Source organism: Pseudomonas sp. (genome assembly GCF_051660785.1).
Classification (GTDB): domain Bacteria; phylum Pseudomonadota; class Gammaproteobacteria; order Pseudomonadales; family Pseudomonadaceae; genus Aquipseudomonas.
The window spans coordinates 39,782-61,490 of sequence record NZ_JBOFQE010000075.1; the positions used below are offsets into that span (position 1 = coordinate 39,782).

The 21,709-nt window shown below is 57.0% G+C and carries 17 protein-coding genes; 8 read left to right on the forward strand and 9 right to left on the reverse strand.

The genetic code is table 11. From position 1 onward, the window contains the following. The first annotated feature begins 219 nt into the window (after positions 1–219). Positions 220–1,239 carry a quinone-dependent dihydroorotate dehydrogenase gene (locus ACRC4F_RS19845; protein ID WP_438660861.1) on the forward strand — a complete coding sequence of 340 codons (1,020 nt, stop codon included), beginning with the start codon at positions 220–222 and terminating at the stop codon, positions 1,237–1,239. Positions 1,240–1,539: 300 nt separating this feature from the next. Here ACRC4F_RS19845 and rmf read toward each other — a convergent pair whose 3' ends face one another. Continuing rightward, positions 1,540–1,755, reverse strand: a complete 216-nt coding sequence (gene rmf / locus ACRC4F_RS19850; protein ID WP_003223300.1) for a ribosome modulation factor — start codon at positions 1,753–1,755, stop codon at positions 1,540–1,542. A gap of 532 nt (positions 1,756–2,287) precedes the next feature. Between rmf and rlmKL the strand changes: the two genes are divergently transcribed. Together rlmKL and ACRC4F_RS19860 are read left to right on the forward strand one after the other, a co-directional pair. Continuing rightward, positions 2,288–4,558 (forward strand): bifunctional 23S rRNA (guanine(2069)-N(7))-methyltransferase RlmK/23S rRNA (guanine(2445)-N(2))-methyltransferase RlmL, encoded by a 2,271-nt coding sequence (gene rlmKL / locus ACRC4F_RS19855; protein ID WP_438660862.1) that lies wholly within the window; start codon positions 2,288–2,290, stop codon positions 4,556–4,558. A gap of 141 nt (positions 4,559–4,699) precedes the next feature. Further along, on the forward strand, positions 4,700–7,102 hold the full coding sequence (locus ACRC4F_RS19860; protein ID WP_438660863.1) for a sensor domain-containing diguanylate cyclase: 2,403 nt from the start codon (positions 4,700–4,702) through the stop codon (positions 7,100–7,102). Between the two features lie 226 nt (positions 7,103–7,328). Here the strand turns inward: ACRC4F_RS19860 and dacB are convergent, their stop codons facing one another. The 3 genes from dacB to ACRC4F_RS19875 form a co-directional block, all read right to left on the reverse strand. Next, positions 7,329–8,789: a D-alanyl-D-alanine carboxypeptidase/D-alanyl-D-alanine endopeptidase gene (dacB, locus tag ACRC4F_RS19865; RefSeq protein WP_438660864.1), complete on the reverse strand. Its 1,461-nt coding sequence runs from the start codon at positions 8,787–8,789 to the stop codon at positions 7,329–7,331. An 814-nt stretch (positions 8,790–9,603) separates the two neighbouring features. Then, positions 9,604–9,948, reverse strand: coding sequence for a YggL family protein (locus tag ACRC4F_RS19870; RefSeq protein WP_007971486.1), 345 nt, complete (start codon positions 9,946–9,948; stop codon positions 9,604–9,606). Positions 9,949–10,304: 356 nt separating this feature from the next. Beyond that, positions 10,305–10,586, reverse strand: coding sequence for a helix-turn-helix domain-containing protein (locus tag ACRC4F_RS19875; protein WP_438660865.1), 282 nt, complete (start codon positions 10,584–10,586; stop codon positions 10,305–10,307). Positions 10,587–10,748: 162 nt separating this feature from the next. On the opposite strand from ACRC4F_RS19875, the gene ACRC4F_RS19880 reads away from it, so the two are divergent. The 5 genes from ACRC4F_RS19880 to ACRC4F_RS19900 all read left to right on the forward strand — a co-directional run bounded on the left by ACRC4F_RS19880 (position 10,749) and on the right by ACRC4F_RS19900 (position 14,473). Beyond that, positions 10,749–11,441, forward strand: a complete 693-nt coding sequence (locus ACRC4F_RS19880; RefSeq protein WP_438660866.1) for a hypothetical protein — start codon at positions 10,749–10,751, stop codon at positions 11,439–11,441. 150 nt (positions 11,442–11,591) lie between these two features. Continuing rightward, the gene (locus tag ACRC4F_RS19885; protein ID WP_438660867.1) at positions 11,592–12,008 is read left to right on the forward strand and encodes a hypothetical protein; all 417 of its coding nucleotides are present in this window, start codon (positions 11,592–11,594) and stop codon (positions 12,006–12,008) included. A 260-nt stretch (positions 12,009–12,268) separates the two neighbouring features. After that, the gene (locus ACRC4F_RS19890) at positions 12,269–13,030 is read left to right on the forward strand and encodes an SIR2 family NAD-dependent protein deacylase (RefSeq protein WP_438660868.1); all 762 of its coding nucleotides are present in this window, start codon (positions 12,269–12,271) and stop codon (positions 13,028–13,030) included. A gap of 212 nt (positions 13,031–13,242) precedes the next feature. After that, the gene (locus ACRC4F_RS19895; RefSeq protein ID WP_438660982.1) at positions 13,243–13,470 is read left to right on the forward strand and encodes a BPSL0761 family protein; all 228 of its coding nucleotides are present in this window, start codon (positions 13,243–13,245) and stop codon (positions 13,468–13,470) included. Between the two features lie 541 nt (positions 13,471–14,011). Continuing rightward, the gene (locus ACRC4F_RS19900; protein WP_438660869.1) at positions 14,012–14,473 is read left to right on the forward strand and encodes a hypothetical protein; all 462 of its coding nucleotides are present in this window, start codon (positions 14,012–14,014) and stop codon (positions 14,471–14,473) included. A gap of 93 nt (positions 14,474–14,566) precedes the next feature. Here ACRC4F_RS19900 and acnB read toward each other — a convergent pair whose 3' ends face one another. The 5 genes from acnB to ACRC4F_RS19925 all read right to left on the reverse strand — a co-directional run bounded on the left by acnB (position 14,567) and on the right by ACRC4F_RS19925 (position 21,206). Further along, positions 14,567–17,176: a bifunctional aconitate hydratase 2/2-methylisocitrate dehydratase gene (acnB, locus tag ACRC4F_RS19905; protein WP_438660870.1), complete on the reverse strand. Its 2,610-nt coding sequence runs from the start codon at positions 17,174–17,176 to the stop codon at positions 14,567–14,569. A 70-nt stretch (positions 17,177–17,246) separates the two neighbouring features. Next, complete coding sequence (locus ACRC4F_RS19910; protein ID WP_438660871.1) at positions 17,247–17,912, reverse strand: TetR/AcrR family transcriptional regulator; 666 nt, start codon at positions 17,910–17,912, stop codon at positions 17,247–17,249. A gap of 85 nt (positions 17,913–17,997) precedes the next feature. Next, on the reverse strand, positions 17,998–19,539 hold the full coding sequence (locus ACRC4F_RS19915) for a DHA2 family efflux MFS transporter permease subunit (RefSeq protein ID WP_438660872.1): 1,542 nt from the start codon (positions 19,537–19,539) through the stop codon (positions 17,998–18,000). Continuing rightward, positions 19,532–20,716: an HlyD family secretion protein gene (locus tag ACRC4F_RS19920; protein ID WP_438660873.1), complete on the reverse strand. Its 1,185-nt coding sequence runs from the start codon at positions 20,714–20,716 to the stop codon at positions 19,532–19,534. Before ACRC4F_RS19920 ends, ACRC4F_RS19915 begins: the two co-directional genes overlap by 8 nt. Beyond that, entirely contained in the window at positions 20,706–21,206 is a 501-nt protein-coding gene (locus ACRC4F_RS19925; RefSeq protein WP_438660874.1) for a MarR family winged helix-turn-helix transcriptional regulator, read from the reverse strand. The genes ACRC4F_RS19920 and ACRC4F_RS19925 overlap by 11 nt, the downstream gene beginning before the upstream one ends. Positions 21,207–21,709: the final 503 nt, after the last annotated feature.

A 21,709-nucleotide genomic window follows, 5' to 3' on the forward strand; every position in this document is an offset into this window, starting at 1 on the left:
CCAAAAAAAAAGCGCCGTACCGGGCTGCTTGCCGGGGCAAGGCCAAGTGACGACGCCTTTGTCTTTCGACTCATCCCGCCGTTGGCATGAGTGCTGATGTCAGTGACGGTGCAAGGCATATGCCATCGCCCGCTGATTTTGTTGTGCGCCTCGCTTGCGACCGCGATGCCCGGCTATAATCGCCGCCTCATTTCGCCGCCAATCGAGTCAAAACCGCCCATGTACACCCTGGCCCGTCAGCTGTTGTTCAAAGTTTCCCCGGAAACCTCCCACGATCTGTCCCTGGACCTGATCGGCGCGGGCGGACGTTTGGGCCTCAACGGTTTGCTGTGCAAGGCGCCGGCGAAAATGCCGGTGAGCGTCATGGGCCTGGAATTCCCGAACCCGGTGGGTCTGGCAGCTGGTCTGGACAAGAACGGCGCGGCCATCGACGGTTTTGCCCAGCTGGGTTTCGGCTTTGTCGAAATCGGCACCATCACCCCGCGTCCGCAGCCGGGCAACCCGAAACCACGGATTTTCCGTCTGCCGGATGCCGAGGCGATCATCAACCGCATGGGGTTCAACAACCTCGGCGTCGATCACCTGCTGGCCCGCGTGGCGGCGGCCAAGTACAAGGGCGTGCTGGGCATCAATATCGGCAAGAACTTCGATACACCGGTTGAACGCGCAGTCGACGATTACCTGATCTGCCTGGACAAGGTCTACGCCCACGCCAGCTACGTGACGGTCAACGTCAGTTCGCCGAACACCCCGGGCCTGCGCAGCCTTCAATTCGGCGATTCGCTCAAGCAATTGCTCGCCGATCTGGCGACCCGTCGCGCCGAACTGGCCCTGCGCCACGGCAAACATGTACCGCTGGCGATCAAGATCGCGCCGGACATGACCGACGAAGAAACCGCGCAGGTTGCGCAGGCGTTGATCGAAACCGGGATGGATGCGGTGATTGCCACCAATACCACCCTGAGCCGCGTGGGCGTCGAAGGCATGGAACACGGTGACGAGGCGGGCGGTCTGTCCGGCGCACCGGTTCGCGACAAGAGCACCCACACCGTGAAGGTACTGGCCACCGAACTGGCCGGGCGCTTGCCGATCATCGCCGTGGGCGGCATCACCGAAGGCAAGCACGCAGCCGAGAAAATCGCTGCGGGTGCAAGCCTGGTGCAACTCTACTCCGGCTTCATCTACAAAGGCCCGGCGCTGATTCGCGAGTCCGTCGACGCTATCGCCGCCTTGCGCTGAACCTTGTAGGAGCCGGCTTTTGTGGCGAGGGGATTTATCCCCGTTCGGCGGCGAAGCCGTCGTAAATCCTGCCAATGAATTTTGACTGATTCACCGAGTTGACTGGGTTTGGGGCCGCTTCGCGACCCAACGGGGATAAATCCCCTCGCCACAAAAGCGATTTCCCCCGTGTGTTTTTTACGGGCATAAAAAAGGGCACCTCGAAGGTGCCCCTGGGCCGGAGCCCGCCGCCCGGATGGGGCGTGCGTGGTTAAGTCGTTCAGTAATCAGATTGTCGTGTCGGAGTGTTTGGCCCTGTAATTAGCCGACGGCGTGAAGTTCGTTGAGTCTGTGGATTCCCGCAGTGCCGGTCATACCGTCCCAGTTGTCGCCGCGTCCTTCTCGCCAGCCGTTAATCCAGGCTTGGCGTACCGACGGTAGAGTAAATGGGCAAAGCTCACGGGATTTGCCACCAACGCCATATTGATATCCGCGCAAAAATGCTCTTTCCAACGGATCACGCTTAAGTCTTCTCATAGGGTGTTGCCCTCACTTGTTGACTGTATTTATCGCGTCGACCTCAATTGAGGTCTGGCAGAAAAAAACTCCTGCCGTTGGGGCTCGCTGCCGGCGTCGCGAGCCAAGGTGTTGACGCCGTTGCGACGTCAACCTGTGTTGAGTTCTAACCAATGCGTCACATCGAGGGAATGATCGTTTTGTCATAAGAACGTAACCATAAAGATGCTAAGGCCATAAGTAACAGGAAGTTTGTCCCGTGTTTATTGGTCAAAGCCCTGTATGATCGGCCCCCCGCAGGATGATGGGGTTAATCCTTTAGTGAGAATGGCTCCTGTTGAGCAGGAGGACTATTCGACGAAGGGTCGACTTATGACATTTTGTTGCTTCAACTTTTTTATCTGCCTGTGCATCTAAGCTCTTCTAACCTGAGCAGCACGGGTGGGACGGCACACCTTCGTGCCACGCGGGCGCTCTTTTAGAAAAGCGCCTGATTGAAAAACGGGCCGGCAACGCGTTGCCGGTCCACTTAGCTAAAGGCTCTGAAATTCCAATGTCCGATCAATTTGAAATCTTCCTCACTTGCCCAAAAGGCCTTGAAGGCCTGCTCATCGAGGAAGCCATCGGGCTTGGCCTTGAAGAAGCGCGTGAGCACACCTCGGCTGTGCGCGGCATGGCCACCATGGAAACCGCTTATCGCCTGTGCCTGTGGTCGCGTCTGGCGAACCGGGTGCTGTTGGTGCTCAAGCGCTTCCCGATGAAAGACGCTGAAGACCTGTACCACGGCGTGCTCGATATCGAGTGGCAAGACCACATGCTCAACGACGGCACCCTGGCCGTCGAATTCAGCGGCCACGGCTCGGGCATCGACAACACCCACTTCGGCGCCCTGAAAGTCAAAGACGCCATCGTCGACAAACTGCGCACCCCGCAAGGCGACCGTCCGTCCATCGACAAGCTCAACCCTGACCTGCGCATTCACCTGCGCCTGGACCGTGGCGAAGCCATTCTCTCGCTCGACCTCTCCGGCCACAGCCTGCACCAGCGCGGTTATCGCTTGCAGCAGGGCGCGGCGCCGCTGAAGGAAAACCTCGCGGCGGCGATCCTGATCCGTTCCGGCTGGCCACGTATCGCGGCCGATGGCGGCGCACTGGCTGACCCGATGTGCGGTGTCGGTACGTTCCTCGTCGAAGCGGCAATGATCGCCGCCGACATGGCGCCGAACCTGCGTCGTGAGCAATGGGGCTTCACCGCCTGGCTCGGTCACGTCCCGGCGTTGTGGAAAAAGCTCCACGAAGAAGCCACTGAGCGCGCCGCCGCCGGGCTGGCCAAGCCACCGCTGTGGATTCGCGGTTATGAAGCCGATCCGCGCCTGATTCAACCGGGCCGCAACAACGTCGAGCGTGCGGGCCTGAGCGAGTGGATCAAGATCTACCAAGGCGAAGTCGGCACGTTCGAGCCGCGTCCGGACCAGAACCAGAAAGGCCTGGTGATCTGCAATCCGCCGTACGGCGAGCGTCTGGGCGACGAGGCGAGCTTGCTCTACCTCTACCAGAACCTCGGCGAGCGCCTGCGTCAGGCCTGCCTGAACTGGGAAGCGGCGGTGTTCACCGGCGCGCCGGACCTGGGCAAGCGCATGGGCATTCGCAGCCACAAACAGTATTCGTTCTGGAACGGCGCCTTGCCGTGCAAATTGCTGCTGATCAAAGTTACGCCGGACCAGTTCGTCACCGGCGAGCGTCGCACCCCGGAACAGCGTCAGGTCGAGCGTGAGCAGGCGGAATACGATCAGGCGCCGAACGAGCCGCAGGAACGCCAGTACAACAAAAACGGTAACCCGATCAAACCGGCCGCGGCACCCGCTCCGGTAATCGAGCAACCGCGCTTGAGCGAAGGCGGGCAGATGTTTGCCAACCGCCTGCAAAAGAATCTCAAGGCGATGGGCAAGTGGGTCAAGCGTGAAGGCATCGACTGCTACCGCGTCTACGATGCCGACATGCCGGAATACTCCATGGCCATCGACCTGTACCAGGATTGGGTCCACGTCCAGGAATACGCCGCGCCGAAATCCATCGACCCGGAAAAAGCCTCGGCGCGCATGTTCGACGCCCTGGCGGCCATTCCGCAGGCCTTGAACATCGACAAGCACCGCGTGGTGGTCAAGCGTCGCGAGCGTCAGAGCGGCACCAAGCAGTACGAGCGCCAGGCGGCGCAGGGCAAGTTCGTCGAGGTCAACGAAGGTGGCGTCAAGCTGCTGGTCAACCTCACCGACTACCTCGACACCGGGCTGTTCCTCGATCACCGTCCAATGCGCATGCGCATCCAGAAAGAGGCGGCGGGCAAGCGCTTCCTCAACCTGTATTGCTACACCGCGACGGCCAGTGTTCATGCGGCCAAGGGCGGCGCGCGCAGCACCACCAGCGTCGACCTGTCGAAAACCTACCTGGACTGGGCGCGTCGCAACCTGTCGCTGAACGGTTTCTCTGACAAGAACCGTCTGGAGCAGGGTGACGTGATGGCGTGGCTCGATGCCTGCCGTGACGAGTACGACCTGATCTTCATCGACCCGCCGACGTTCTCCAACTCCAAGCGCATGGAAGGGATCTTCGACGTGCAGCGCGACCAGGTGCAATTGATCGATCTGGCCATGGCACGCCTGGCGCCAGGCGGCGTGTTGTACTTCTCCAACAACTTCCGCAAGTTCACGCTCGAGGAAAATCTCGCCGAGCGTTATGCCATTGAAGAAATCACCGCCCAGACCATCGATCCGGATTTCGCCCGTAATGGCAAGATCCACCGTGCCTGGAAAATCACGGCCCGTTGACACCCAAGCGATTGGATCCACAGAGCCTTGATTTTTAAAGGCTCTTTGGTTCTTTCTGTGCTGGTCAAATTAGTGGCTAATAGCTATAACTCAACTCATGGCCAATGGGCTTTCCCGCACCTGGCGTTTTGAGTTGCGTCTATGTCGTTGCACGCCGTGCGCCCGAAGATCCTGGGTTTTATCAGTGAAGATGTCTCGGCCTGGCTGGTCGCGCTGCTGGTGTTGCTCATCGGCGGAATTCTTACCGGATTGCTGGCCTGGTCGACACTGAGTCTGTTTCACCATCAATTGCGTCAACGTTTCCAGCTGCTCGCCAGCGAACGTTACAGCCGTATCGAAGAACGTTTCGAAGATCAGGAGCAGCGCCTCGACGGCCTGCGCCGGTTCTTTGCCAATTCCGAGTCGGTCTCCCGCGAGGAGTTCGACGGCTACACCCAACCCCTGCTGCACCGCACTCAGGCGTATTCATTCGCTGCACGGGTGACCGGCGCCGAGCGGGCGGAGTTCGAGCGCAAGGTGCGCGAAGAAGAAGGTTTGAGCGACTTCACCCTGCGTGAGCTCAATGCCGAGGGTCAACTGCAATTGGCCGCCGAGCGGGATGAGTACGTGGCAGTGCTCTACAGCCAGACCCGCAGCCGGCTGGGCTCGCCGCTCGGCTACGATTTGTTCGCCCAGCCGTTGCGCCGCGCCACCCTTGATCGGGCTGACAAATCGGGCAGCATGGCGGTGTCGCAACCGATGCATCTGGTCGGCATCGAGCCGGCCTATGCCCGGGGTGTGCTGCTGGTGGCGCCGGTGAAACGTCAGAGTGATGCGGCGACGCCGGCCACGAAACCCTACGGTTATGTCATGGCGGTGATCAGCATGCGCCAGTTGCTGGCGGACGGGTTGCCGGAGGCCAGTTACGACTATCTTTCGGTGCGCATCCTCGACTTGTCCACCGACGATCAGCACGAGGTGCTTTATGAGTCCTATAACTCGCCAGCGCCTAGCGAATTGTCCGCGACCCGCCTGCTGCGTATGGCCGACCACGACTATCAAGTCGACATCCTGCCCAGCGAAGCCTTTCTGAAAGCCAACCATTCCTCGGTGACCAGCCTGGTGGTGCTTGGCAGCTTGCTCAGTGTGCTACTCAGTGCGCTGTTGTACGTGTTGGTCAGCCAACGCCAGCGCGCGCTGAAAATGGTCGAGCAGCGCACCCAGGAATTGCACGCCCGCGAGCAGGAGCTGCGTGGCACTCACGGGCAGTTGCGCGGCGTGCTGAATGCCGCGACGCAAGTGGCGATCATCGCCACCGACCTGCGTGGCGTCATCAGCACTTTCAACGCCGGAGCCGAGCAGATGCTGGGTTACTCCAACGCTGAAGTGGTCGGGCGAATGACCCTGGAAAACCTGCACTTTCCCCGTGAGCTGGTCGCACGCTCGGCGGAGTTGAGTGCACGCTATGGCAAGCCGATTCCCACGTGTCAGGCGATGCTGGTCGAAGGGGGAGAAGAGGGCGGTCACGAAGCGCGGGAGTGGACGCTGGTCCGTCAGGACGGCAGCCATTTAACCGTGAACATGCTGGCCACCCCGGTACTCGACGAGCAGGGCCTGTGGGTCGGGCATCTTGCAATCTGCATCGACATCACCGAACGCAAGCGCGTCTACGAAGCCCTGGCCGCACGCGACCTGTTGCTGAAAAAACTCAGCGCCCATGTGCCCGGTGGCATTTATCAATTCAAGATGGAATTCGACGGTCGTTTCAGCGTGATTTACGCCAGCGACGGGATTCGCGAGATCTACGAACTCGAGCCGGATGTGCTGCTGTTCAACGCGGAAGCGATTTTCACGCGGATCCATCCGCAGGACACGACCCGCGTGCGCGCCTCGATCCGCGCATCGGCGGATACGCTCAGCCCGTGGCGTGAGGAATACCGCGTGCAATTGCCTCAGCGCGGTCTGCGCTGGGTTCGCGGCGAGGCGACCCCGGAGGAACTGCCAGGGGGCGGCGTGCTCTGGCACGGTTACATCTCGGACATTTCCGACCTCAAGCGCGTGGAAGAAGAGCTGCGGGCGCTGTCGATCACCGATTCTCTGACCGGGATCCACAACCGCCGCTACTTTCAGGAGCGCCTGACCACCGAAATGGCCCGGGTCGAACGCGGCGGTGGCGAGTTGTCGGTGATCATGCTCGACATTGATCACTTCAAGCGCATCAATGACCTGCATGGCCACGCCGTGGGCGATCGGGTGTTGCAGGCCGTGTGCGAGCGCATCAGTCATCGCTTGCGGCGTACCGACGTGTTCTGTCGCCTGGGGGGCGAGGAATTCATGGTGCTGTGCCCGGACATCGATGGCGAACAGGCGCACGTACTGGCTTTGCAGCTGTGGCAAGGATTGCGCAGTTCACCGATCGAGGGCGTGGGCACAGTGACCGCGAGTTTCGGGATTGCCAGTTGGCGAGTCGGGGAGGGCGCGGACGCGCTGTTGCTGCGGGCGGATTCGGGGGTGTACGCGGCGAAGCAGGCGGGACGGGATCGGGTCGAGCCGCAAACCAGCTAAGACCCATGCAAAACCTTTGTGAGAGCGGGTCTTTGTGGCGAGGGGATTTAGCGAAACGTCGCACCGCCCCGTTCGGCTGCGCAGCAGTCGTAAAACCATTGCTTGCGGTGTATTTGATACACCGCAGTGTCCTATTCGGGGCCGCTTCGCAGCCCAACGGGGATAAATCCCCTCGCCACAAAGGCCCATTCCCACATTTGGATCTATGGGGTTCTTTGGATTTGGGTTACAGCACGGAGGCTGTTTCCGGCACTTTCGGCTGGCGATACAGGTCCAGCAGCACCTGATCCAGCACCGAAGAAGCGCCAAACGGGGCCTTGTCGTTGAGGATCGCCACCACCGCCCAGGTGTTGCCATTGACGTCACGGCTGAAGCCGGAGATCGCGCGAACGGTGTTCAGGGTGCCGGTCTTGACGTGAGCTTCGCCGCGCATCGCGGTGGTCTTCAGGCGTTTGCGCATGGTGCCGTCGGTGCCGGCAATCGGCATCGAACTGATGAACTCGGCGGAGTACGGGCTGCGCCACGCGGCTTGCAGCATCGCCGCCATTTCACGGGCGCTCACCCGTTCGGCGCGGGACAGGCCGGAGCCGTTTTCCATCACCAGGTGCGGCGCGGTGATGCCTTTCTTCGCCAGCCACTGACGCACCACGCGTTGGGCGGCCTTGGCGTCGTCACCGTCGGCATCGGTACGGAATTTCTGGCCCAGGCTGAGGAACAGCTGCTGAGCCATGGTGTTGTTGCTGTATTTGTTGATGTCGCGAATGATTTCCGCCAGATCCGGCGAGTAAGCCCGGGCCAGCACCTTGGCGTTGCTCGGCGTTGGCGACAGACGATCCCTGCCCTGAATGCTGCCGCCCAGCTCTTTCCAGATCGCGCGCACGGCACCGGCGGTGTAGGTCGCGTGGTCAAGCAGCGACAGATACGTCTGCGAGCTGCAGCCATCGCCCAACTGACCGCCGACCGTCACGGTCACGCTGCCATCCGGCTGCGTTACCGGGTTGTAACGCACGCCACCGGTGCATTGCTTGGAATTGATCGCTTTGACCTGGTTTTCGATGTTGATGCTGGCAATCGGCGGCTCCACCGAAACCAGGACCCGGCCGTTGTCGTTGCGCGCCACGAAACGCAGGGCCTTGAGGTTGACCATCAGCGAGTCGGGCTTGACCAGGAACGGTTTGTTGTCGTCATTGCCGTCGTCGTTGAACTCGGGCAGTTGCGGTTGCATGAAGAAGCCGCGGTCCAGCACCAGGTCGCCGGTGATTTGCGTCACGCCGTTGGCGCGCAAGTCACGCATCAGCAGCCAGAGTTTTTCCATGTTCAGTTTCGGATCGCCGCCACCCTTGAGGTAGAGGTTGCCGTTAAGGATGCCGCCGCTGAGGGTGCCGTCGGTGTAGAACTCGGTTTTCCACTGATGGTTCGGGCCGAGCATCTCCAGCGCGGCATAGGTGGTCACCAGCTTCATGGTCGAGGCCGGGTTGACCGAAACGTCAGCGTTGAAGATGGTCGGGGTGCCCGGGCCGTTCAGCGGAATCATCACCAGCGACAGGGCGCTGTCCGGAAGTTTGCTGGCCTTGAGGGCTTTTTCGACGTTGGGTGACAGACCGGTGTTGATGGGAGCGGCGGAAACGGAGAAGGCCAGAGGAAGAAGGAAACCGGCCAGCAACAATGGACGTAAAGATTTGATCATCTGAAATACAACCCTGCATTCGAGGGGAAAAAAGGCGAGGGCATGAAGATAAATTCCCTCAGTGGTCATGAAAGTGTCGGCATTATGCCCCAAGGTGTAACGGCTTGTGCCTTGCGTTGGCCCTCTAATCCGCAATTTTTTTACCGACGGTAAGCGACGCACCCCAGAGAGTCGGGCAATTAGCGGCTTAAACTGCTAAAGTGCCGCCCGTTATTACTTATGAGGATTGTTCCAATGGCGACTAACCGTTCCCAGCGTCTGCGCAAAAAACTGTGCGTCGATGAATTTCAAGTTTTGCTAATTAGCACAAAATAGTTTGAATGTTGTCAAAAACGCCTTGCCACTATTTTCTCTGAATCCCCCCGCTCTTCCGCCCTCCCTTCAAGCATCAAGCCGCTTTCAGCCGATCACTCCCTCGGGGGTGTGCCACGGTAGTCCTATCACGACCGCAACATTCCAATCTGCAGCCCTCCCGCCATCCGTTTACCTCAATTTGAGGAGATGGAATGTGCTCGAAAGCTAATTGAGATTTGCCGCGATTTCGCCGTAATTGATAGTGAATGGAGTTCATCAAGCCGATTGCGGGCGACACACCCGGATTCTAAATGCAGCATTTCAGATGTGGGTGGGAATAGAGAAGCGGTAAATGCCAGGCATGCTGTGAGAAGAATAGGATCGTCCCCGTGCTTGATCACGGAAAGTAAGGGGGGGGCGAAATAGGGGAGAGAGTTCGGGGGGGGGAACTTAAATTGATGATAAGAGTTCTTATCTTCAGAATCAAAAAGGGCCATCACGATGGATGGCCCTTTGAATATCAAGCTACCGGATTGATCGGTTTTTCCGGGTACCAGACGTCCAGCAGCGGGCTGACTTCAACGCTGGTCAGCTCGGTGCGGCCTTTGAGCCAGGCTTCAACGGCAGCGCGTTGTTCAGCGCTAACCGAGCCACGCTTCTGCAGGCAAACCAGACCGTAGTCGTCGCCGCCAACATAGCCCAGACCGTTGGCTTCCATGGCCTCTTTCAAGAACGCGTCGAGGAAAGCATCGATTGCCTCGTCAGCCAAGTCTTCCTTGAAGTCCAGGTTCAGCTCGAAGCCCAATTCCTGGAACTCGTCTACACAGAGCTTTTTGCGCAGACGCTGGGAGCGGTTAGTGGCCATGAAACAATCCTCTTAAGTAATAACGCCGCGCATCTTATCAGCTAAGCGGCACCTCTGCCTGATTGAGTGAGGCGCTGGCCAAGCGAAGCAGTTGCTCCATCGAATTTTAGCTTCCCAATTTTAGAGGGTGGCCAGTTGCCGCCGGCGCAGATGCTCATGGTCACCAGCGCAAAGACCGCGTTGGCAACGGTTTTCGAAGTGAGCTATGAAAGCGCAACTCAGCTCAGTCCTGATGATTCTGTGCGTGCAATCGATTTAGCTCCCACAGGGAATGCGGGGAGAGTACTCGATTTTGCGGTTTGTACTGTGTGCGGCCCGTCCTATCTTTTTCAGCGGTATCGCATAGCTGAAATCAGTTAGAACCCTATTTCAGCTAGCTCCATTCGAATCCTTTCAAACAAGTGGTCCTTGTTGGCATGCTCGTTTGAAGTGAGATAGCCGGCGAAGATTATGCTCATTGGATGAACCCCGAGGATATCTGCCATCTGCTCGATTTTGTCAATTGAAGCACTACCTCTTCCAGCTTCGAGGTTGCTTATGTAGGGCTGGCTTGGACCTAAGTTTTCCTGGGGAATGTCTCTGTTAAGTCGAAATGACTTGATGGAGGTACCAATAGCCCGCTTGAGTTCCAATCGCATAAGTACTTCTCGCAAAAGGAACGATAAGGCCGGTCAAAGCAATTTTGTTCTATACTCTTCACAGTATAATTTGGCGTCTTATGGTGATTTTTGACCGGACTGGGCGTTATTTTCTACAGAGACTGCGAGATTTATACGTCTATGGAAACGAAATCATCATGCATGCCCGTCTTCATCGATTTGCCAGAGCGCACGTTGCTTGAAGACAGTACTTTTTTTGTCCGCTTGCGAACGCTGGATGAGCTGGATGCATTTTGGAGTAACCATCGGCACAGATTTTTCTACGCCTGTGAGGGGAAAAGCTCCACCAATCCGAGCTTTTTACGCGAGTATGAATGGGTGTTTAGCTCTACAAAGGCAGCAGTGGTTCGCACGGTTTTGCGGTGGGGCCAGTCAGGAATCGACTGCGGATTCTATGAATGGGCTAAACATGATCCTCAAATGCACGAAATGTTTTTTTTGGACCGCGATGCCGACCGCGACTCCATGATTGAGAAGGGCATTTGGTTGGAAAAGAATGAAAAGGATTTTCGCGCCGATTGCATTCGTCGATCTGTAGAGACTTACCGCGGATGGTGGCGCTTTTGCAATCTGCCCAAGGGGTACAACCCTGACGAATGGCTTACTAGCGGTCGGGGTTACGAGGAGTTTATTGACCCTCATATGCCTCGTCAGGAGGTTGCGACCGCACTGCAAGAGCAAACTTTCGATGATTGGCGACAATCCGATTTTTGGGAACTCGAAACCCATAATAGTGAAAGCATCGATCAGCTTATCCAGTATTGGAAGCGAGAGCGTGCGAATGGCGAAGGCTATTATGGTGACGAAAACGAGCCCTTTGAGACCACGAGCTAAGCACGACTGCACGTGTTGATGCGCACTAAACGCATCAAACACGAACGCACGCTGTGGAATGGCGCGATTACCTTACTGCAAAGGTGTTGTCCGGGATTTTGTGAGTGGTCGGGTGAATCACTGAGCTCCATTTCTGGCGGGTGCCGCAAGATGACTGATCAGCGTTTAAAGTTCGGGAGCTACCAGTGGTTTGAAGAAACCTTAGAGGAGCTTCCACTTGATTCGAGTGAGATCGAGGTGCGCTTGGCCATCGCCGAGTTCGTAATTCGGCGGGTTGCCGGAACTCAGGCAGGGGAAGAAATTTTCAAGGGGTTGTTGCAGCTCTTTGAGAGTCGGTATCCCCACCACAAACTGCTTTCGCATTATTTGCTCAGCCCTGGCTACTTGGCGCCGAGCACGGAGGACGTTGAGCCAGACGCGGAGGAAAACACTTTGGGGTTCGGCGCACTGGATGAGCGGCTGGTCAATAACCTGCGCCATCGCGATGGAAGCATGGAGCCACCCGGCCCGCTGGCGGGAGTAGGTACGGAGTTCCCCCCTAGAGGCACTCGCCGTCGAAAACCTTAGAGTCCGTAGTTCTGACAGTGACAAGTACGGATCGATAGACGATGACCTCTCGTCTCAGGTTGTTTTGAATGAGTTAACCACTCACCTATTGTGGCGTTTTGTGGGGTCGCTCCCAATCTTCACTCCGGCGCCATCATTACAGCGAGGGTCATCCTTATGATTTCTACATTTCGGTCGATCGCCACCAGGGCGCTGCGTACGTTACGCATCATTATGTTCAGCCGCAGCTCTTTGAAGCGTAAAGCGGGAAGATTGGCGCCGTGACGGCCATAGAGAATGCTGTAGACGCACTGCAAAAGGCCAGGAAGGTGGTCTTTTTCACCGGCGCTGGCATATCCGCCGATAGCGGCATTCCCACGTACCGCGAAAAACTTTCTGGAGTCTGGGCAGGATATGATCCAAGGGACTTAGAAACGGCAAAGACCTTTCGGGAAAACCCAGCATTGGTATGGGGATGGTATCTGTGGCGGCGGCTCCGTGTTGCGCAAGCAAAGCCCAATACCGCACATTTTGTGATACCGCGCATGGCTAACTCAGAACGCCAGGTCTCTGTTGTTACCCAGAATATTGACGACCTCCATGAGCGAGCAGGCTCGTTCAATGTGGTGCATTTACATGGCAGTTTGGCTATGCCCAAATGTTTCGCATGCCATCGGCCTGCGGTTGTGTCACCCGATCAATCAGTAGTGCCGGATGAAGGTGCTCTGATCGACCCTCCTAGATGTCAGCGTTGTAACGGAAAACTGCGTCCTTCGGTGGTCTGGTATGGAGAGGATTTACCAGTCCAGGCTTGGAAAACTGCAGTGCAGCTGGTGAAGGATTGCGATCTGCTGGTCTCAGTCGGCACCTCCGGAATCGTCATGCCTGCCGCAGGCCTTCCCGATCTTGCGTTGGCGTCTGGAGCTTCGGTCATTCATGTGAACAAGGTCGACGTTGCAATGGGGGAACCGAAGGAGTTCATGCTGATGGGGACTGCCACCGAAGTACTGTCGATGCTATTCGAAAGGATTAGGGACGAGTAAGTCCAGGAAGCTTGAACCTTGAAGCTACGTTTCGAACACGCGATTCTGATCTGCCCATTTGACCGCTACAGGCGTCAGAAAGGTGTGTTGGCGGACGCTTACGATTCAGGTTTATAGGGAATTATAGAGCGATTATAGAGCGATTATAGGTGGCCGAATCTGGTCGCCTTGTATTGGACTAACGACCTCAACGCGTGGAGGCTTAAATGACGATGCCATTTGAACGGAGCAGGTCCGTCGCACAAACTCATGCTTTCCTGACAGAACTTGCTCGCGATACAGAAGTACCCGCACGCGTTAGACAAAACGCTCACTTCCTTTTACGCCACTTTCCCACTAAGCATGATGTGCTCCAGGCTGGCCGAATTGAAGAGCAAGCAAAAAAATTAGGAATAGGTGTATTTGGCCCTGTTTTTTGCTCCTCAACTGAAGACTGGTAGCAGTCTCATCACGGCAGGCAACTTCCGACCCACGCTGTGTGAAAGCAGTCTGAAACTGCTCAATCTTCTGGTCGTCAAGATCATGCTGGGAACGATCATGAAGCGACTCAATTAAGGTGAGGCTAGGACGCAGGTCGCCCTGGTGTCGAGGTGCCTGGATGATTACTGTGCCGAAGAAAAACCAGTGCACACCCCATCATCGGCCAAAAAGCCGCTAATCCTAAGCCATAGATAGGTAGTGATTGATGAGTCCATCTCGCTATCCCATTAAAGATTCACTCATTTCTCAAAGGGAGTACTACTGAGCGGGAGTTAGCTCATCGTCGTCGACCATATGGGTTCTACGCCGATAGAACAGTTAGCAGCCTATTCGTGCAAAAAATAGCCGCGACCTCTCCAAGTTAGCCATTCCCACAACAAATCTTGCCTGTAACGCTAAAAAACTATGACCGACTATCCGACGAGACGCCCGTTTTCCTGGAAGGTCTAGAATTTACGAGGGGGATCACTTCAACGCGTCCTTATAGTCGAGAGGTTTACGATGAACATCGTATCTTCGATGGCGTTGGTGCTAGCGGTCGGATGGATCTCCGGATGTGCAACTACATCAGACAGTCAGATTACCTCCGTTCCCCTAACCGCCACTCTATATAACCCCGGGCATATGGCACAGGCCACCCTCGCGCCCATGGGCAATCAGACAGACATCAGGTTGTTCATTGGTGGGGTACCGCTTGGCAGCGGTTCTCCAGCGCGTTTGTACACATACGTTTACACGGGAAGCTGTTCAAGCCTTGGGCCTAAGCCAGCTTATGATTTGAATCAGAGCGTGAGCTCGCAGTTTTATTCGCCGGAATCGAGCGCACGCGACAGCCGCGGTATCCATCTGCGCAAAAGCGTCCCCGTCGCCTATGAAACGCTACGTTCCGGTGGTTATGCATTGGTTGTGCGAGGAAGTCCGGCCGATGGCGGTCACGATATTTTCTGTGGCAATCTGGGCTGAAAATATCTTCACAGAGGAGTCGCCAAACCGTCAGGCAATAAAAAAGACGCCGCTCATCTCGCGATGGGCGGCGTTTTTTATTGCGTTGTAGCGTTAGGCTTGAACGACCGGAATGTTGGCGTTCGCAGCAGCTTCACGGAACTCGGCGATCTGGTCGAAGGACAGGTAGCGGTAAACATCGGCCGCCATGCTGTCGATCTTGCCAGCGTATTCCATGTACTCCTCGACGGTCGGCAGGCGACCTAGGATGGAAGCCACGGACGCCAGCTCGGCCGAAGCCAGGTAGACGTTCGCGCCGTCACCCAGACGGTTCGGGAAGTTACGGGTCGACGTCGACACCACGGTCGAATTCGGTTCTACACGTGCCTGGTTACCCATGCACAGCGAGCAGCCCGGCATTTCCATGCGTGCGCCGGCCTTGTTGTAGATACCGTAGTAGCCTTCTTCAGTCAGCTGGTGCGCGTCCATCTTGGTCGGCGGCGACAGCCACAGACGGGTTGGCAACTGACCGTCGACCTGCTCCAGCAACTTGCCGGCCGCGCGGAAGTGACCGATGTTGGTCATGCACGAACCGATGAACACTTCATCGATCTTCTGACCTTCAGCGGTCGACAGCAGACGGGCGTCGTCCGGGTCGTTCGGTGCGCACAAAATCGGCTGAGTGATCTCTGCCAGATCAATCTCGATGATTTCGGCGTACTCGGCGTCTTTGTCAGCCATCAGCAGCTCAGGATTGGCCAGCCAGGCTTCCATCGCTTGAGCGCGACGTTCCAGGGTGCGCGCATCACCGTAGCCTTCGCCGATCATCCAGCGCAGCAGGGTGATGTTGGACGTCAGGTACTCGGCAATAGCCTTTTCCGGAAGCTTGATGGTGCAACCAGCAGCCGAACGTTCAGCGGAAGCGTCAGACAGTTCGAAGGCTTGCTCGACGGTCAGGTTGTCCAGGCCTTCGATTTCCAGGATGCGGCCGGAGAAAGCGTTGATCTTGCCTTTCTTCTCCACGGTCAGCAGACCGGCCTTGATCGCGTAGTAAGGAATCGAATGGACCAGGTCACGCAGGGTGATACCCGGTTGCATCTTGCCTTTGAAGCGCACCAGAACCGATTCCGGCATGTCCAGCGGCATGACGCCGGTGGCCGCGGCGAACGCGATCAGACCGGAGCCGGCCGGGAACGAAATGCCGATCGGGAAACGGGTATGTGAGTCACCACCGGTGCCGACGGTGTCCGGCAGGAGCATGCGGTTCAGCCAGCTGTGGATGATGCCGTCGCCCGGCTTGAGCGACACGCCACCACGGTTACGCATGAAATCCGGCAGGGTGTGGTGAGTCGTTACATCGACCGGCTTAGGGTAAGCCGCGGTGTGGCAGAAGGACTGCATTACCAGATCGGTCGAGAAGCCCAGGCACGCCAGGTCTTTCAGTTCGTCACGGGTCATAGGACCGGTGGTGTCCTGAGAGCCGACGGTGGTCATTTTCGGTTCGCAGTAGGTGCCAGGACGAACGCCTTTGCCTTCTGGCAGGCCACACGCCTTGCCGACCATTTTCTGCGCCAGGGTATATCCCTTGGTGCTTTCAGCCGGCGCTTCAGGTTTTTTGAACAAGTCCGAAGGTGCCAGGCCTAGCTCGGCACGCGCCTTTTCGGTCAGGCCACGGCCGATGATCAGCGGGATACGGCCGCCGGCACGAACTTCGTCCAACAGAACCGGGGTCTTCATTTCGAAGGTGGTCAGGACTTCGTCAGTGCCGTGCTTGCAGACTTTGCCAGCGTGCGGGTACAGGTCGATCACATCGCCCATGTGCATGTTCGACACGTCGAACTCGATCGGCAGGGCGCCGGCATCTTCCATGGTGTTGTAGAAGATTGGAGCGATCTTGTTACCGAAGCAGAAACCGCCAGCGCGCTTGTTCGGCACGAACGGCACGTCGTCACCGAAGAACCACAGCACCGAGTTGGTCGCCGATTTACGCGACGAACCGGTACCGACCACGTCTCCGACGTAGGCAATCGGGAAGCCTTGACCGCGCATTTCCTCGATTTGCTTCATCGGACCGGTGACGCCTTGCTCGTCCGGCACGATGCCGTCGCGCGCCATTTTCAGCATGGCCAGGGCGTGCAGCGGGATGTCCGGGCGGGACCAGGCGTCCGGAGCAGGGGACAAGTCGTCGGTGTTGGTTTCGCCGGTGACCTTGAACACGCGTAGGCTGATCTTGTCGGCCAGTACCGGGCGGTTTTTGAACCACTCGCCGTCAGCCCAGGATTGCAGCACGCCTTGGGCGTGAACGTTACCGTTCTTGGCGCGTTCAGCGACGTCGTGGAAGGCGTCGAACATCAGCAGGGTGTGCTTGAGTTTTTCGGCCGCTACTGGTGCCAGTTCGGCGTCGTCCAGCAGGTTGACCAGGGTCACGATGTTGTAGCCGCCCTGCATGGTGCCGAGCAGTTCTACAGCGCGTTTCTTGTCGATCAGAGGGGATTTGGCTTCACCTTTGGCGAGGGCGGACAGGAAACCGGCCTTTACATAGGCTGCTTCGTCCACTCCAGGCGGAACGCGATGGGTGATCAGCTCAACGAGGAATGCTTCTTCGCCAGCCGGGGGATTTTTCAGCAGCTCGACCAGGCCTGCCGTTTGTTCAGCGTTAAGTGCCAAGGGCGGAAGCCCTTCATCGGCGCGTTTTTTCACGTGATGGTTGTAGGCTTCAAGCACTGCAGGATCTCCGGTTTTTGTGTGTGTAATGGAAGTTGAGTGTCTGTCGTGAACGGCACACGGCGATGAATTAAGTACTTAGCGCACCTATAACCATTGCAGTGAGTTGGGTCGTCAGCTGCGAAGAGCCCAACGGTAGGGTTTCATCGAACCAGAACGCCACGCTCGAAAGCATGGCAAGCACCGTTTGGATAGTGGTCGGTAAGTGCTGTGAGCGAAAGACTCCGCTCTGCATACCTTTACTGATGATGTTGCTTAAACAGCTGCGGTAGCGCTTTAGGAGCAGCTTGATTTCTGCCCTTGATGCGGCGTCGAGGCTGCGCAACTCCAGATTGCTCAACAGCGATAGGGATTGGTGCTGAATGTGGACCTTGATATGAACGCGAATGAACGATCTAAGCTGCGCCAACACGTCTTTGCTCTTTCTCACCTCACGTTCGACACTCTTCAGAAGGTCTTGGAGGTGATCGTTGATCATCTCAAACAGCAGCGACTGTTTACTCTCCAAATGGTTGTAGAGCGAACCTGCACTAAGACCGAGCGGCGCCGCCAATTGGCGCAAACTGACATTGCCATAGCCTTCAGTGACAAATAGATGCAAGGCAGTATCACGAATCTGCTGATGGCGGTCCCGAGTTTCACAGGAGGGGTCGACTCTCAGGTGTTCCATTTTTGGCACCTGCGGATTCTTGGCGAGATCAAGCGGTGCAGACACTTGGGTAGAGGCTCGGTGCATGATGGCGATCCAGAATTTGTGAGCCTTGCGGACTCGATCCTTGGGCGATTTCAGATTTTTACATATATATCATATGTATGATTAGTTATTCCAGCACCGGTCCGTGATCATCGCGCGCGATCACTTCAGGTGGCTTGATCACCAACAACAGCGGCATGACCGCCAGAGAAAGCAGCATCAGCAGCTTGAAATCGTCCAGATAGGCAATCCAGACAGCTTGAGTGCTGATCATGCCGTCGAGCATGGCGCGGCCGCTGACCGTTACCGGGTCGAGGACATTGTTGAGTGGCCAGGCGTGGAGCAGGCGATTGAACCCTGTGATATGTGCGCCGATCAGCTCGTGGTTGATCTGGGTGTTTTGCACCAACAGCACGGTGACGATGGAAATCCCTACACTGGAACCGACGTTGCGCGACAGGCTGTAGAGCCCGGTGCCGTCGGCTCGGAGCGAAGCGGGCAATGTGGCGAAGGCAATGGTGGACAAGGGTACGAATAACAGGCCCAGGCTCGCTCCCTGGATGAAGCCGACATAGATGATGGTTTGCATCGACACCTGCGGTGTCCAGCCTGTCATCAGCCACATGGAACCTGCGGACAATGCCAGTCCGCAGAACAGCAGCCAACGGGTGTCGACCTTACCGATCAACCGCCCCGTGATGTACATCGTTGCCATCGTGCCCAAACCACGCGGACCCATTGCCATGCCGGCCTTGAGCACCGGATAACCCATCAGGTTTTGCAGGTAGGGCGTCATCAGCGCCAGCGACGCAAGGTAGGTAATGCCAATAATGAAAATGAACACCACGCTGAGGCTGAAGTTTCGATCCTTGAACAGAGCGAGGCTTATAAAAGGGTCTTTGGCGGTGAAGGTGTGCACCAGAAAAATATACAGGGCCGACAGGGCTATCACGGCTTCGAGCACGATCTCCGTGGAAGCAAACCAGCCCAGTTGCTCGCCTCGATCGAGGAATAACTGGGTGGCCATGATCGTGACGCTGAGCGAGCCAAAACCCAGCCAGTCCAGGCGAGACCCCTTGTCCGCCGGGGTCTCGACGACATAGCGCAAGATCCCCGCCAAAGCCAGGAGGCCGATAGGCAGATTGATGAAAAACACCCAGCGCCAGCTAAGATTTTCGGTCAGCCATCCGCCCAACATCGGCCCCAATACCGGACCGACCATGACTGAGACGCCAAACAGCGCCATGGCTGAGCCGCGTTCTTTAAGCGAATAGATATCCAACAAGATACCCTGGGACAGAGGCACCAATGCGGCACCCGCAAGCCCTTGCAACAGCCTAAAGGCAATGATTTCCCCCAGCGACTGGGCGATACCGCAGAGTATCGACGCCAGGACGAAACCGATAATAGCCCATAGCAGCACGGTCTTGCGCCCGAAGCGCCGGGCGAGGAAGGCCGAGGGGGGTGTCATGATTGCAGCGGCGACGATATAGGAGGTCAGCACCCAATTGATTTGATCGGCACTGGCCGAGACGCTGCCTTGCATATAGGGCAACGCGACATTGGCGATGGTGGTGTCCAGCGCCTGCATGATGACCGCCAGGACCACGCAGACGGTAATCATTGTCCGTTGCGTGGAGGGCGCCATGGCCGTACCACTGTCATTCATGAGGCGTTCTCTTGGTGGCCAGTGCGTTGGCCATGAATTCCGGCAGGCCGCGGGAACGACCGGTATCGATATCGGCCTCGACGCTCATGCCATGACGCAAAAGTGGTTTGCCGGCCGTGTCTTCGATACGAATACGTACGGGAATGCGCTGGACCACTTTCACCCAGTTACCCGTGGTGTTCTGTGCAGGCAAGAGGGCAAAGCTCGAGCCTGAAGCGGGGCTAATGCTTTCGACTCGGCCATGCCAAATGACACCCGGGTAGCTGTCCACCGTGATGGTCACCGGTTGGCCTTCCTGCATGTGGGTCAGCTCAGTTTCTTTGGGCGATGCCGCGACCCACAGGCGATCGCTCGCGACCAGGCTGAAACCCGATTGCGGTGGTTGCAGGTATGCTCCTGGAGACAGCGAATCGACATTAGTGACAATGCCGTCGAACGGAGCGGTCACTGTCGCGCTCTTCTGGTTGCGCGCGGCCTCATCGATCCGCGCCTGGGCTTGGAGGTAGGCGGGTTGCTGCTCTAGCGGCGAATCAATGCGTCCACCGAGTTGGGCCAGAATGGTCTGTGCCTGAGCCTTGGCTACCGCAACTTTCTGCTGCGTGGTTTCCAGATTGTGATGGGCATCGTCGTAGAGGGTCTTTGAAACGGCGGAGACACTGACCAATTGTTCCAGGCGTGCCAGGTTTTTCTGGTAATAGGGGATTTCCGCCTGGGCCTGAGCGATCTCTGCCTGTGCTTGGGCGTAGCTGGCTTTGAGATTCATGATCTGGTTACGCACATCGGCCAATTGTGCCTTGGCACTTTGCAAAGCAATTTCGAAGGGTTCAGGGCGTAAGCGGAACAACACCTGACCTTTGGTTACGCTTTGATTGTCAGTGACCTCAACCGACTCGACGATGCCGGCGACGTCGGTGGAAACACCCACGCGATCCGCCTGGATATAAGCATTATCGGTGCTAATGACTTGGCCCCCGGTGACATACAGCCAGGCGGAGCCGGCAAGCACCGCTGGCAACAATAGAAACAGTCCGAGGCGCACTCTTTGGCGTGAGGGTGGCAAAGCGCTGTCCTGAACTGGCTGAGCAAAGGCTTGCGGCTGTGACTGCTGGGAGCCGGACGGTGTGGAAGGTGACCTTTCAGCCTCGACGGGCTGCAATCGAGTGGCATTACTGGTCATTTACGGGCTCCTCATCTTCAACCGGCCTTGCGCAGGCTTCGATCAAGTTCTCACGCATGCGAGCTAGAAACTGCTGCAGCAGTTGGTGCTCCTGTTCGGAAAAATCAGACATCGTTTCATGGCGCGTTTTTTCGCCAAGCTGACGCATCAACTGCAGTAGTGGATGTGCCGCTTCAGTCAGAAACAGCAAGCTCATGCGCCGATCGGTTGGGTGAGGCCGACGCTCGATCAAACCGCGTTCCTGCATTTTGTCGAGCAATCGCACCAAGGTGATGGACTCGATTTCCAGCAAATCGGCCAGACCTTTCTGGTGAATGCCTTCGTTATGCGAAAGCTTGGACAGCACCTGCCACTGAGATCGCGTGAGTCCTGCCTGTCGGGCACGCTGTTCGAATCGCTTGCGCATCAACCGCGCCACATCGTGCAAGACAAAACCGATCGTCTGTTGAGTCGTCATCAAAATCACCGAAAAATACATAAGCATGCTCATGATAGTTTGCCTTATCAGATGCACGCTATCTATTTTTCAGTGGTGATTTTTCAGGGGGCATACCCATTGAATGAAAATGGAAATGTTGGAAAAAGCTACTGGGTATCAAGCCTAATCATATGTATGATACTGATGATTTTTATCGAGTGGACCGAGTGGCGTTATCAACCGTCAGCACCGCGCGTACTCAACACAAAATCAACAGCAAGCCACGGCCTACGGCAACAACCATAATAATTAGAGGCGTTCCGTGAAAACTCTCCTGTATCCCGCTATTTCGCTTATGAATCGCCTGAGTTTCGGCCTGAAATTCAGCCTGATCAGCATCTTGTTTTTTTTGCCCATGTTGGCGACTAACGCCTATCTGATTCGAGATGCCTACGCCCAATTCGTTGGTACCAGGACGGAATTAACTGGATTGGAGCTCCTTAAGGACACACTGCAAATTCGTTACGACATGCAAAGCCTGGAGAACCTCATTCGACTCCAGAACCAGGTCGGCT

Coding starts and splice junctions, on each gene's coding strand:
- ACRC4F_RS19915 (WP_438660872.1), bottom strand. CDS start 19,539: ATGAATGACAGTGGTACGGCCATGGCGCCCTCCACGCAACGGACAATG.
- ACRC4F_RS19870 (WP_007971486.1), bottom strand. CDS start 9,948: ATGGCCACTAACCGCTCCCAGCGTCTGCGCAAAAAGCTCTGTGTAGAC.
- ACRC4F_RS19875 (WP_438660865.1), bottom strand. CDS start 10,586: ATGCGATTGGAACTCAAGCGGGCTATTGGTACCTCCATCAAGTCATTT.
- ACRC4F_RS19885 (WP_438660867.1), top strand. CDS start 11,592: ATGACTGATCAGCGTTTAAAGTTCGGGAGCTACCAGTGGTTTGAAGAA.
- ACRC4F_RS19910 (WP_438660871.1), bottom strand. CDS start 17,912: ATGCACCGAGCCTCTACCCAAGTGTCTGCACCGCTTGATCTCGCCAAG.
- ACRC4F_RS19845 (WP_438660861.1), top strand. CDS start 220: ATGTACACCCTGGCCCGTCAGCTGTTGTTCAAAGTTTCCCCGGAAACC.
- dacB (WP_438660864.1), bottom strand. CDS start 8,789: ATGATCAAATCTTTACGTCCATTGTTGCTGGCCGGTTTCCTTCTTCCT.
- rmf (WP_003223300.1), bottom strand. CDS start 1,755: ATGAGAAGACTTAAGCGTGATCCGTTGGAAAGAGCATTTTTGCGCGGA.
- ACRC4F_RS19920 (WP_438660873.1), bottom strand. CDS start 20,716: ATGACCAGTAATGCCACTCGATTGCAGCCCGTCGAGGCTGAAAGGTCA.
- ACRC4F_RS19895 (WP_438660982.1), top strand. CDS start 13,243: ATGCCATTTGAACGGAGCAGGTCCGTCGCACAAACTCATGCTTTCCTG.
- ACRC4F_RS19900 (WP_438660869.1), top strand. CDS start 14,012: ATGAACATCGTATCTTCGATGGCGTTGGTGCTAGCGGTCGGATGGATC.
- ACRC4F_RS19880 (WP_438660866.1), top strand. CDS start 10,749: ATGCCCGTCTTCATCGATTTGCCAGAGCGCACGTTGCTTGAAGACAGT.
- ACRC4F_RS19860 (WP_438660863.1), top strand. CDS start 4,700: ATGTCGTTGCACGCCGTGCGCCCGAAGATCCTGGGTTTTATCAGTGAA.
- ACRC4F_RS19925 (WP_438660874.1), bottom strand. CDS start 21,206: ATGAGCATGCTTATGTATTTTTCGGTGATTTTGATGACGACTCAACAG.
- rlmKL (WP_438660862.1), top strand. CDS start 2,288: ATGTCCGATCAATTTGAAATCTTCCTCACTTGCCCAAAAGGCCTTGAA.